The sequence below is a fragment of the Clostridioides sp. LIBA-7602 genome (genome assembly GCF_056688945.1).
In genome coordinates this window covers 1-12,379 of the sequence record NZ_CP196991.1, presented here as the reverse complement: position 1 = coordinate 12,379, position 12,379 = coordinate 1, and the positions used below count along the sequence as shown (strand labels likewise).

Sequence of the window (12,379 nt, the reverse complement as noted above, 5' to 3'; positions counted from 1 at the left end):
AGTGCTAATTTTGAGTATTCGTAAAAACGAACCCTCAAAATTAAACAGTAGGTAATTCTCCTTAGAAAGGAGGTGATCCAGCCGCACCTTCCGATACGGCTACCTTGTTACGACTTCACCCCAGTTATTGATTCCACCTTCGACGACTTCTTCCAAAAGGTTAGATAATCGGCTTCGGGCGTCTCCAACTCCCGTGGTGTGACGGGCGGTGTGTACAAGACCCGGGAACGCATTCACCGCAGCATTCTGATCTGCGATTACTAGTAACTCCAGCTTCATGTAGGCGAGTTTCAGCCTACAATCCGAACTGAGAGTAGCTTTAAGGGATTAGCTCCACCTTACGGCTTGGCAACCCTCTGTACTACCCATTGTAGCACGTGTGTAGCCCTAAGCATAAGGGGCATGATGATTTGACGTCATCCCCACCTTCCTCCAGGTTATCCCTGGCAGTCTCTCTAGAGTGCCCAACTTAATGATGGCAACTAAAGACAAGGGTTGCGCTCGTTGCGGGACTTAACCCAACATCTCACGACACGAGCTGACGACAACCATGCACCACCTGTCACCAATGTCCCCGAAGGGAAGTCTCCGATTAAGGAGATGTCATTGGGATGTCAAGCTTAGGTAAGGTTCTTCGCGTTGCTTCGAATTAAACCACATGCTCCGCTACTTGTGCGGGTCCCCGTCAATTCCTTTGAGTTTCACTCTTGCGAGCGTACTTCCCAGGCGGAGTACTTAATGCGTTAGCTGCGGCACCGAGGGGGGTAACCCCCGACACCTAGTACTCATCGTTTACAGCGTGGACTACCAGGGTATCTAATCCTGTTTGCTCCCCACGCTTTCGTGCCTCAGCGTCAGTTACAGTCCAGAGAGCCGCCTTCGCAACTGGTGTTCCTCCTAATATCTACGCATTTCACCGCTACACTAGGAATTCCACTCTCCTCTCCTGCACTCAAGTCTCCCAGTTTCAAGAGCTTACTACGGTTGAGCCGTAGCCTTTCACTCCTGACTTGAAAGACCGCCTACGCACCCTTTACGCCCAGTAAATCCGGATAACGCTAGCCCCCTACGTATTACCGCGGCTGCTGGCACGTAGTTAGCCGGGGCTTCCTCCTCAAGTACCGTCATTATCTTCCTTGAGGACAGAGTTTTACGACCCGAAGGCCTTCATCACTCACGCGGCGTTGCTGCATCAGGCTTTCGCCCATTGTGCAATATTCCCCACTGCTGCCTCCCGTAGGAGTTTGGACCGTGTCTCAGTTCCAATGTGGCCGATCACCCTCTCAGGTCGGCTACTGATCGTCGCCTTGGTAAGCCGTTACCTTACCAACTAGCTAATCAGACGCGGGTCCATCCTGTACTGGCTCACCTTTGATATTTAAGAGATGCCTCTCAAATATATTATCCCGTATTAGCATACCTTTCGGTATGTTATCCGTGTGTACAGGGTAGGTTACCCACGCGTTACTCACCCGTCCGCCGCTCTTTACCGAAGTAAATCGCTCAACTTGCATGTGTTAGGCACGCCGCCAGCGTTCATCCTGAGCCAGGATCAAACTCTCAAATAAAAGTTTATCAGGCTCAGATACTATTGTTATCAAAATATCTGGCTTTATGGTTTGTTTCTTAATATAAATTAACCTACTGTTTAATTTTCAATGTTCGTGTTTATTTCTTTTTCCTTTTTTCAAGGACAAGTAATACTATACCATCTTTAAAACAGTAGGTCAATACTTTTTTTATATTTTTTTATAAATTTTTTTCATATTCTTTTTTTAGCTTTTCTACTACCTTTTTTTCTAGTCGAGAAACAGTCATCTGAGATATCTCTAACTCCTTAGCTATACTAGATTGTGTTTTATCAAAGAAAAATCTGTCTTTAAATATTTTTACTTCTAATTCATTCAAAGTTTTAATAAACTTATTAATAAAATCTTCATACTCTATACTTCCAAAGTTACCTTCTTCTTTTCCTATCTTATCAATAAGAGTTATGTCTTTATCTTCTGAATCATCATTACTTGATGAATCTAAAGACATAGGTTGATATCCATAAGAAGCTTCCATAGCCTCTAGAACATCTTCTTCACTGACTCCAATGTAATCAGCTATATCTTTTACTTTTGGATGCTTTTTATTTTCTTGTTCTAGTTTAATTTTTGCATCACTTATCTTTTTGCTTAGTTCCTGTATTCTTCTTGGTACTCTAAGTGTCCAAACTTTATCTCTAAAATATTTTTTTATTTCTCCTACTATAGTTGGTGTTGCAAAACTGGAGAATTCAAATCCTTTTTCAACATCATATCTATCAATAGCATAAATTAACGCTAATGAAGCAACTTGATATATATCTTCAAAATCAACACCTTTATTTATATACTTCTTAGCTAACAATCTTGCTAAATACAGATGCCTTTCAATAAGAATATTCCTAATATCTACATTTTTATTTTTATTATATAAATTAAATAGCTCTTTTGTATCCATATTTAGGTAATGTGTAGCATTAGCTACATTTTTCATTAAATATCAACTCCTAAATATTTAGTCATTTTTATTTTTGTTCCCTGGTTATGTTCTGATTCAATATCTACATCATCCATTAAAGTTCTAATTATAAATAGTCCAAGACCACTCTCTTTTGGATTCTCTAAATCTGGTGTACTTATTGAGCTAACATCATATCCTTTTCCATTATCCTGAATTTCTATATTAATTGCATTATCTAAAATATTAAATACTATATTGAACACATCATCTTTACTATGCTTTATTGCATTTGTACATGCTTCTGATACTGCTACCTTTATATCTTCTATATCATCTATTGGAAATCCCATCTTATTAGCAATTCCAGACGCTGTTAATCTTATTATACTAACATAATCTGGATTTGTAGTAATTTCCATCTTTATAGTCTCACAAGCCAAAGTCTATCCCTCCACTTTAAATATTTTATCTAGACCTGTTATAGTAAAAATCTTTCTGACATTACTCTTAGGATTTACTATGTATATCTCTTTTTCGTTTATCTTTAATTTTTTCAATACACCTATCATAGCTCCTAAACCTGTTGAATCTATATAATCTAAATCTTTAAGATTAATTTTTACATCTAGCATATTTTTTTCTATCAAGTTATGCAAATGTTCCTTTAGTTTATCTGCTGTAGAAACATCAAGTTCTCCATCAAGACAAACATTCCAAAATTTATTTTGAGAATCTAAATTTGACTCTATATTCATAGACATGTAAAAACCTCCTATTTCCTCTTAATAATTTTAAATATATTTCCTATACTCATTATTTTATTAATTACATAAACTATATCATCTATTCCCTTTGATATTGATGATGCATTTTCAACAATATCCTGTATATGTCTTTCATTATAATCTACAATCTTATAAGCCTTTTCAACAACCTTATTTAGGCTATTTAGAGTTTTAGCTAAATAAATTGCTACTATAAGAGCAGAACTACCTACTAACACTGCTCCAATCTGCCACCCCCATGCATTCATTAGTTAACATCTCCCTCGTCATCAAAGCTTTTACTTATTACTATATCTTCTTCAGAAATCTTTATATCTTCTTCATTATTATCATCATCTACTAAATTTATTATTCTCTCTTTGACATCATTAAATGTTTCATGTAGAACTTCTTTTGGATTTTCTTTCACATCATTAAACTTCTCTTTTGTTTCTTTTCTTAATTCAGAACCTTTTTTTGGTGCAAAAAACAGACCAAATACAAAACCTAAAATAGCTCCTATTAATAAAAATCCACCTTTTTTACAACTTTTTTTATTACACATAACAACTACTCCTTTCAATTTTAAATTTTTATCTAAGTACATTATACAAAAAGAATAGGATATTTATCCTATTCTTCTTCAATATTTATTTTGGCAATCGAAACTACATTGACTTCATCATTAGTTTTCATTAATTTAACACCACTTGTGACCCTTCCAAACAGTGATATCTCATTAACTCTTATTCTAATAAGAACTCCATCAGAATTTATAATCATTATCTCATCATCTTCATTAACCATATCTGCACCTACAATTGTGCCAGTCTTCTCAGAGATATTATAAGTTTTAATTCCTTTACCAGCTCTTATTTGGCTTCTATATTCTTCTATATTTGTTCTTTTTCCAAAACCATTTTTACTTACAACTAATACATCTGTACCTTTACTACAAAGGTTCATAGACACAACAAAATCATCTTTACTTAAAGTTATACCTTTTACACCCATTGCTGTTCTACCCATATATCTTATATCATTTTCATCAAATCTTATAGACATACCATCTTTAGTAACTAAAAGTACTTCTTGTTTTCCATCTGTAAGTTCTACTCCAATAAGTTCATCATCATCTCTTAAACCTATAGCAATAAGACCAGATTTATTTATATTTCTAAACTCTTCTCTCTTAGTCTTTTTAACAATACCTTTTTTTGTTGTAAGTAGTAAGTATTCATTTTCATCATTGCCATCTATAGGTATCAATGTAGCAATTTTTTCATCTGCTGATAATTGAAGTAAATTCACTATAGCAGTACCTTTAGCTTGTCTTTTACCTTCAGGTATTTCATATGCATTTAGTTTAAACACTCTACCTTTATTTGTAAAGAATAACAATCTACTATGAGTAGTTGTAGTTATTAAATGTCTTACAAAATCTTCTTCTCTAGTTGTAAGTGCTGAAATACCTCTTCCACCTCTTTTTTGACTCTTATAAGTATCAGATGGAAGTCTCTTTATATATCCAAAGTGAGTAAGAGTTATTGCTATTTCTTCATCACTTATAAGATCTCTCATATCTATTTCGCCTTCAGCATGTCTTATCTCTGTTCTTCTCTCATCAGAATAATTCTCTTTTATTATTGTAATTTCATCTTTTATTACATTTAAAAGTAATCTTTCATCAGCTAAAATTTCTTTTAATCTATTTATCTTCTTAATTAACTCTTCATATTCAGCATCTATCTTATCTCTTTCTAAACCTGTAAGTCTTTGAAGTCTCATATCTAGTATAGCTTGAGCTTGAATTTCAGTTAACTTGAATTTTTCTATTAAGCCTTGTTTAGCCTCTTGACCTGTTTTTGAAGCTCTTATCAGGCTTATAACTGCATCTATATTATCTAAAGCAATTTTTAATCCTTCTAAAATATGTGCTCTTGCTTCAGCTTTATTTAATTCAAATTTAGTTCTTCTTGTAACAACATCTTCTTGATGTTTAATATAATGAAATAATATTTGCTTAAGATTTAAAACTCTTGGTTGTCCATCTACAAGTGCAAGCATTATTATACTAAAAGTATCTTCCATTTGAGAATGTTTATACAGATTATTTAATACTATATTAGCATTAGCATCTCTCTTTAATTCTATAACAATTCTCATACCATTTCTATTACTTTCGTCTCTTAAATCTGATATACCTTCTATTCTTTTTTCTTTAACTAACTCAGCTATTCTCTCAACTAATTTAGCTTTATTTACTTGATAAGGTATTTCTGTAACTATTATTTGTTGTTTTCCTTTTGGAAGTTCTTCTATAAAAGCCCTAGATCTAACTTTAACTTTTCCTCTTCCAGTTCTGTATGCTTCTGCGATACTCTCTTTCCCCATTATAATTGCAGCTGTAGGGAAATCTGGACCTTGCACAAATTTTATTAAATCATCTACACTACACTCTGGATTATCAATTAAATATATCGTTGCATCAATTACCTCAGCTAAGTTATGTGGAGGTATTGAAGTTGCCATACCAACAGCTATCCCATTAGAGCCATTTACTAATAAATTAGGATATCTTGCTGGTAGTACTGAAGGCTCTTTTAATGACTCATCAAAGTTTGGTTTAAAGTCTACAGTTTCTTTTTCTATATCTCTTAATAACTCTAATGATAATTTACTCATTTTGGCTTCTGTATAACGCATAGCTGCTGGTGAATCTCCATCAACAGAACCAAAGTTACCATGACCATCTACTAAAAGTGCTCTAGTTGAAAAGTCTTGAGCCATTCTTACCATTGCATAATAAACAGCAGTATCTCCATGAGGGTGGTACTTACCTAAAACGTCCCCAACAATACGAGCTGATTTTCTGTAAGGTTTATCTGGAGTTAAATTTAATTCACTCATTGAGTATAATATTCTTCTATGAACTGGCTTTAAACCATCTCTAACATCAGGAAGAGCACGTCCAGCTATAACACTCATCGAATAATCAATATATGACTTTTTCATTTCTTCCGCTATTTCAATAGGGAGTATTTTGTTATTTTCTTCCATGTATACTAATCCCCTCTCTCTATATATCTAAGTTTCTAACAAATCTTGCATTTTCTTCTATAAATTCTTTTCTTGGAGCTACTTTATCACCCATAAGCATTGAAAATACTTCATCTGCAATTGCTGCATCTTCTACAGTTACTTGTAATAAAGTTCTTGTATCAGGATTCATAGTTGTATCCCATAATTGCTCTGCATTCATCTCTCCAAGACCTTTGTATCTTTGAAGCTCTGCACCATTTCTTCCAATTTCATCTAATAATATATTTAATTCTTTATCTGAATAAACATAATGTTCCTTTTTTTGCTTTGTAACTTTATATAAAGGTGGTTGTGCTGCATAAACATATCCCTCATCTATAAGAGGTCTCATATATCTAAAGAAGAATGTTAATAATAAAGTTCTTATATGAGCTCCATCTACATCGGCATCGGTCATAATTATAATTTTATGGTATCTAGCCTTATCTATATCAAAATCTTCTCCAATACCACAACCATAAGCTGTTATCATATTTTTTATTTCATCTGAAGATAATATTCTATCTAGTCTCGATTTTTCAACATTAAGTATCTTCCCTCTTAATGGAAGTATAGCTTGACTATTTCTATCTCTACCTTGTTTAGCTGAACCTCCCGCTGAATCCCCTTCGACTAAGAATATTTCACTTTTCGCAGGGTCTTTTTCTGCACAATCTGCAAGTTTTCCAGGTAAAGATGTGCTTTCTAATACACTTTTTCTTCTTGTTAACTCTCTTGCTTTTTTTGCGGCTTCTCTAGCTCTTTGTGCTCTTAAAGCTTTATCAACTATGATTCTTGCTGTTGCTGGATTTTCTTCTAGGAAGGAACCAAGTTCATCAACTGTTACACTATCAACTAGACCTCTCATAAAACTATTACCTAGTTTTGTTTTAGTTTGACCTTCAAATTGAGGTTCTGGTAATTTAACTGATACTACTGCTGTAAGACCTTCTCTTATATCTTCACCAAGTAAGTTAACATCATTTTCTTTTAAAAATTTATTTCTTTTAGCATAATCATTTACAGTTTTGGTAAGAGCCGCTTTAAATCCACTTAAATGAGAACCACCTTCATGTGTATTTATATTATTTGCAAAAGAATATATGTTCTCTGTGTAACCATCTGTATATTGCATAGCTAGTTCGACAAAACAATCGTCAACCTTTTTATCTATATAAACTATGTCGTCATGTATACCAGTTCTAGATTTATTTAAATACTTAATATATTCTACCAAACCACCTGTATAGTGGAATTCTTTTCTTTTTTGTTGACCTTCCCTTTTGTCTTCAAATACTATTTTTATCCCTTTATTCAAAAAAGAAAGTTCTCTAAGTCTATACTCCAATGTTTCATATTTGAATTCTATTTCATCAAATATTGTCTCATCTGGCATGAACTGAATCATGGTTCCTTTGTCTTGTGATTCTCCAACTACTTCAAGTTTAGATGTTGGTAATCCTTTCTCATATGTCTGCTTGTATACTTTTCCATTTAAATAAACCTCTGCTAGCATCCATTTTGACAGTGCATTAACTACAGAAACACCAACTCCATGAAGACCTCCAGATACTTTGTATCCTCCGCCTCCAAACTTTCCTCCTGCATGAAGATTAGTTAGTACTGTTTCTAAAGTCGATTTACCAGTCTTAGGATGTATTTCAACAGGTATCCCTCTTCCATTGTCCTTTACTAAAACACTGCCATCTTCATTAATAGATACATATATGTCTGAACAATATCCTTGTAAAGCCTCATCTATACTATTATCTACAACTTCATAAACTAAGTGATGTAAACCTCTAGGGCTTGTACTACCAATATACATACCTGGTCTTTTTCTAACGGCTTCTAATCCCTCTAATACTTGTATCTGACTTGCACCGTATTCTTGTTTCATTTAATTTCCTCCATTCTCTATGCTAATAACATCGCCATTTTCAATATTAAATATTGTAACATCCTTTTCATCAAATATTTTTTTATGTGAAACCTCAGCACTTGTTATAAACATTTGAACATTGCTTAAATTGTTTACTAAAAGTTTTTGTCGTGCTTCATCTAACTCACTAAAAACATCATCTAAAATTAATATTGGATATTCTTCAACTTCATTTTTTATTAATTCTATTTCTGATAGCTTTAGTGATATTGAAGCTGTTCTTTGTTGACCTTGTGAACCAAAAAGTCTTGCATCTAAATCATTTATGAATATATTTAAGTCATCTTTGTGTATACCATATCTGGTAGTCTTAGATTCTATATCATTAGGTCTATTCGATGACAACTTGGCTAAAAATTTATTATATACTGTCTCTATAGTATCTTCATCAGTTATATTTATTTGATTCTTATATCTAATTGACAATTTTTCAATTCCATTAGTCAAATTCATATGCATATTCTCAGATATATTGGCTATCTTTTTTATAAAATCTCTACGCAAAATATAAATATAACTTCCATACTTTGCTAATGTATCATCATATACATCTAATAAAGCCTCATCAACATGCATGCTTTTAAGCACTCTGCTTCTTTGAGAAAGTGTTTTATTATAATTGGTAAGATATTTATAATATTTAGGCATAATCTGACTAATCTCTTTATCTATAAATGTCCTTCTCTCTTTAGGTCCTTCTTTAACCAGTCTCAAATCTTCAGGAGAGAATATGACAACATTTAAGTTGCCAAGTAATTCCTGTATTTTTTGTAAAGGGACTTTATTTATTCGTATCCCCTTTTTATCTTTTCCAATAATTAGCTCTATTAGACTATATTTATTATATTTTGAAAAACTTCCTCCAATATATAAATTTTCACTATTAAATCTAACCATTTCTTTATCTTTGTTGGTTCTGAATGATTTCCCAAAAGAGAGCATATAAATAGATTCTACTATATTTGTCTTTCCTTGACCATTTTTCCCAACAAGAAGATTTACTTTTCCATTAAATTCCAGATGCAACTTTTCATAATTTCTAAAATTAACAAGTTGCAAACTTTTAAGTTTCACAAAAAGTTCTCCTTTTTTACAATACTTTTATTTTAGTTCCTTCTATTTCAACTATATCTCCTGATTTTATCTTTTTTCCTCTTCTTAGTTCTATTTCATCATTTACTGTCACTAAACCTTCTTGAATTAAAAATTTTGCATGACCTCCAGTTGATGCAATGTCTGCTAATTTAAGAAATTGGTCCAACTTTATATATTCTGATTCTATAGTTATTTCAGTCATAATAGTTCCTCCTTGTCACTATTTTAGGCAAATTCCTATTGATACACTAAAAGTATATTATACCATAAATGTACTTATAAAAGGAGTTGTCTAATATTAGAAAAATTTTTCTACAAAAGACAACTCCTTCATGTCTGCTATATATTTGATGATATTCTTACTGGAAGTAGTAAATAAATATAATTAACATCATCTATTGGTTTAATTATACAAGGATTTACATTTGTAGTAAATTCTATAAATATTTCCTCATTATCTATATTTTTCAAACCTTCAATAAAGTATCTAGAATTGAAAGCTATATCTAGATAATCTCCATCTAAATCTATTTCAACTTCTTCATATACATTTCCTTTTTCTGTATTAGAAGTAATTGCCATTACTTTATCTCTTATAGATAATTTTATAAGATTATTTTTTTCTGATTGAGACAATAAAGATGCTCTTTCTATACTATTTAAAAGTTCTTTAGTGTTTAATTTAACTCTGCTATTATGTTCTCTTGGTAATAATTTTTTATAATCAATAAAATCTCCTTCAAGTAACCTTGTAATAATCTTTGTATCATTGATTATAAAAATAGCATTTTTTTCATTAAATCCAACTTTAACATTATCTTCTCCAGAAAGTAAGCTATTTACATCTATAAGCGTCTTTCCAGGAATTATGACTTTTATATTTTCAGTTAAACTATCCACTGAACAACTTTTTACAGCCAATCTATATCCATCAATAGCCACTAAATTTAAATTTCTATCCACAATTTCTAAAAGTTCTCCCATCAAAATAGGTTTTGTTTGGTCCTGGGAAATAGCAAATACGGTTTGTTTAATCATATTTTTTAGAATTTCTTGAGGTATGCTATATAAATCTTCTTCGTTTAATTCTGGTAGTTTAGGAAATTCTTTAGCTGCATATCCTTTAATTTTGAATCTAGAATTTACACAATTTATGTAAATATTATTTTCTGAATCTGTTTCTATTTCAACAAAAGAATCTGGTAATTTTCTAATTATATCTCCAAATAATCTTGCATCTACAACAACATCACCTTTTTCTATAATCTCTGCTTGTACATAAGTTTCTATTCCTATCTCAGCATCATACCCTGTAAGTTTTAATTGACCTTCTTCTGTAGATATAAGTATACCTTTTAATAGTTCTATAGTTGTTTTTCCATTAATAGCTTTTTGAGCAATCCCAATTCTATTTGCTAGGATTTTTTGATTACAAATTATTTTCAATGTGGATAACCTCCTTTGGCCTTTTATATAAAAAAATAAGTTAAAATCATAGTAGTAATAGTAGTAGGTGTTGTTGATAATGTTAATAAGTACGTATAACGTTATAAATACAAAGATATCAACATGTGTATAAGATGTTAATATCTTTGTTATTAGAGACTTAATTATTTGTTAATAATTTTTATTCAAAAAAGATATAAACAAGTTATCCAATAGATATAAACAGACAATTGTGTATAAATTATCCCTTTAAATCTGATATGATTTTGTCTATTTTAGTCTTAATTTCTTCGCTTTCTGCTATATCTTTAGATACCTTATCATGAGCATGAATTACTGTTGTATGGTCTCTACCCCCAAACTCTTCTCCTATTTTAGGAAGGGATAAATCAGTAAGTTCGCGCGTTAAATACATAGCTATTTGTCTAGGATAAGCTATTGAGCGTGTCCTTTTTTTAGAATTGAAGTCTTCCATTTTTATATTAAATACAGAAGATACTTTTTCTTTTATTCTAAGAACATTTATTTCTTCATTTTTAGACGTTGTTATAATATCTTTCAAAGCTTCTGTAGCAAGATCAAAAGATATCACTCTATTACTAAGAGAAGAATAAGCAACTACTCTAGTTAAGGCACCTTCTAGTTCTCTTATATTTGACTTGATATTTTTTGCTATATATGACATAACTTCATTTGGTACTTCGATGCGTTCTAATTGAGCTTTTTTTCTAAGTATAGCAATTCTTGTTTCAAAGTCTGGTGCTTGAATATCAGTTATAAGTCCCATTTCAAATCTCGATCTTAGTCTATCTTCTAGTGTAGGTATGTCTTTTGGTGGTCTATCACTAGATATAATTATTTGTTTATTTGCCTCATGAAGAGTGTTAAACGTATGGAAGAACTCCTCTTGAGTTCTTTCTTTTCCTGCTATAAATTGAATATCATCAATTAATAATACATCTACATTTCTATACTTATTTCTAAATTCTTCGTTTTTATCATCTTTTATAGAGTTTATAAGTTCATTAGTAAATTTTTCTGAAGAAACATAAACAACTTTTGAGTCTTTTTTTTGACTAACAATGTGATGTCCTATAGCATGCATCAAGTGAGTTTTACCTAGCCCAACTCCTCCATACAAAAAAAGCGGGTTGTAAGCTTTAGCTGGAGATTCAGCAACTGCAACACATGCAGCGTGAGCAAATCTATTGCTATTACCAATAACGAACGTATCAAATGTGTATTTTGGATTTAGGTTAGGGTAAAGTACTCTATAATTTAAATCTGTACTATCAGAATTTAGGTCAGCAACCTCTTTTTCGCTCAATACAAATTTAATATTATATTTTTTTAGTGACAGCTGACTGATGGCATCTTCAATTAAATGCAAATATCTATTTTCTAAGATATCTTTATTAAAATCACTAGGAGCCAAGAGTATTAAGTCATTAAGATGTATTTTTAATGGTACGATGTTTTTAAAAAAGGTATTAAAACTTACTGAAGTTAAGTCACCTTTTATTAATTGTAGGGTTTTGTCCCATAAAGAAACTATATCCAT

General features: G+C 31.7%; 11 protein-coding genes and 1 rRNA gene. All 12 read right to left on the bottom strand.

The genetic code is table 11. From position 1 onward, the window contains the following. Positions 1 to 65: 65 nt before the first annotated feature. Positions 66 to 1,568: ribosomal RNA gene (locus ACTG45_RS00060) — 16S ribosomal RNA — on the bottom strand. A gap of 181 nt (positions 1,569 to 1,749) precedes the next feature. Continuing rightward, positions 1,750 to 2,523, bottom strand: a complete 774-nt coding sequence (locus tag ACTG45_RS00055) for a SigB/SigF/SigG family RNA polymerase sigma factor (protein WP_021386626.1) — start codon at positions 2,521 to 2,523, stop codon at positions 1,750 to 1,752. Continuing rightward, entirely contained in the window at positions 2,523 to 2,930 is a 408-nt protein-coding gene (locus tag ACTG45_RS00050; protein WP_021386612.1) for an ATP-binding protein, read from the bottom strand. The genes ACTG45_RS00055 and ACTG45_RS00050 overlap by 1 nt, the downstream gene beginning before the upstream one ends. Positions 2,931 to 2,933: 3 nt before the next feature. Then, on the bottom strand, positions 2,934 to 3,251 hold the full coding sequence (locus tag ACTG45_RS00045) for an STAS domain-containing protein (protein WP_021386566.1): 318 nt from the start codon (positions 3,249 to 3,251) through the stop codon (positions 2,934 to 2,936). An 11-nt stretch (positions 3,252 to 3,262) separates the two neighbouring features. Then, complete coding sequence (locus tag ACTG45_RS00040; protein ID WP_021386594.1) at positions 3,263 to 3,523, bottom strand: hypothetical protein; 261 nt, start codon at positions 3,521 to 3,523, stop codon at positions 3,263 to 3,265. Continuing rightward, positions 3,523 to 3,819 carry a YtxH domain-containing protein gene (locus tag ACTG45_RS00035; protein ID WP_021386570.1) on the bottom strand — a complete coding sequence of 99 codons (297 nt, stop codon included), beginning with the start codon at positions 3,817 to 3,819 and terminating at the stop codon, positions 3,523 to 3,525. Before ACTG45_RS00035 ends, ACTG45_RS00040 begins: the two co-directional genes overlap by 1 nt. A 68-nt stretch (positions 3,820 to 3,887) precedes the next feature. Continuing rightward, positions 3,888 to 6,314 (bottom strand): DNA gyrase subunit A, encoded by a 2,427-nt coding sequence (gene gyrA / locus ACTG45_RS00030; RefSeq protein WP_021386572.1) that lies wholly within the window; start codon positions 6,312 to 6,314, stop codon positions 3,888 to 3,890. A 19-nt stretch (positions 6,315 to 6,333) separates the two neighbouring features. Further along, entirely contained in the window at positions 6,334 to 8,235 is a 1,902-nt protein-coding gene (gyrB, locus tag ACTG45_RS00025) for a DNA topoisomerase (ATP-hydrolyzing) subunit B (protein ID WP_479917847.1), read from the bottom strand. Next, complete coding sequence (gene recF, locus ACTG45_RS00020) at positions 8,236 to 9,351, bottom strand: DNA replication/repair protein RecF (RefSeq protein WP_021386574.1); 1,116 nt, start codon at positions 9,349 to 9,351, stop codon at positions 8,236 to 8,238. A gap of 16 nt (positions 9,352 to 9,367) precedes the next feature. Continuing rightward, positions 9,368 to 9,574: a S4 domain-containing protein YaaA gene (gene yaaA / locus ACTG45_RS00015; protein WP_021386627.1), complete on the bottom strand. Its 207-nt coding sequence runs from the start codon at positions 9,572 to 9,574 to the stop codon at positions 9,368 to 9,370. A 137-nt stretch (positions 9,575 to 9,711) separates the two neighbouring features. After that, complete coding sequence (dnaN, locus tag ACTG45_RS00010) at positions 9,712 to 10,818, bottom strand: DNA polymerase III subunit beta (protein WP_021386621.1); 1,107 nt, start codon at positions 10,816 to 10,818, stop codon at positions 9,712 to 9,714. 241 nt (positions 10,819 to 11,059) lie between these two features. Continuing rightward, on the bottom strand, positions 11,060 to 12,379 hold the full coding sequence (gene dnaA, locus ACTG45_RS00005; protein WP_021386592.1) for a chromosomal replication initiator protein DnaA: 1,320 nt from the start codon (positions 12,377 to 12,379) through the stop codon (positions 11,060 to 11,062).

Excerpts from the sequence above, each read along its gene's own strand:
- yaaA (WP_021386627.1), bottom strand. The coding sequence starts at position 9,574 with ATGACTGAAATAACTATAGAATCAGAATATATAAAGTTGGACCAATTT.
- gyrA (WP_021386572.1), bottom strand. The coding sequence starts at position 6,314 with ATGGAAGAAAATAACAAAATACTCCCTATTGAAATAGCGGAAGAAATG.
- ACTG45_RS00035 (WP_021386570.1), bottom strand. The coding sequence starts at position 3,819 with ATGTGTAATAAAAAAAGTTGTAAAAAAGGTGGATTTTTATTAATAGGA.
- dnaA (WP_021386592.1), bottom strand. The coding sequence starts at position 12,379 with ATGGATATAGTTTCTTTATGGGACAAAACCCTACAATTAATAAAAGGT.
- gyrB (WP_479917847.1), bottom strand. The coding sequence starts at position 8,235 with ATGAAACAAGAATACGGTGCAAGTCAGATACAAGTATTAGAGGGATTA.
- ACTG45_RS00055 (WP_021386626.1), bottom strand. The coding sequence starts at position 2,523 with ATGAAAAATGTAGCTAATGCTACACATTACCTAAATATGGATACAAAA.
- ACTG45_RS00040 (WP_021386594.1), bottom strand. The coding sequence starts at position 3,523 with ATGAATGCATGGGGGTGGCAGATTGGAGCAGTGTTAGTAGGTAGTTCT.
- ACTG45_RS00045 (WP_021386566.1), bottom strand. The coding sequence starts at position 3,251 with ATGTCTATGAATATAGAGTCAAATTTAGATTCTCAAAATAAATTTTGG.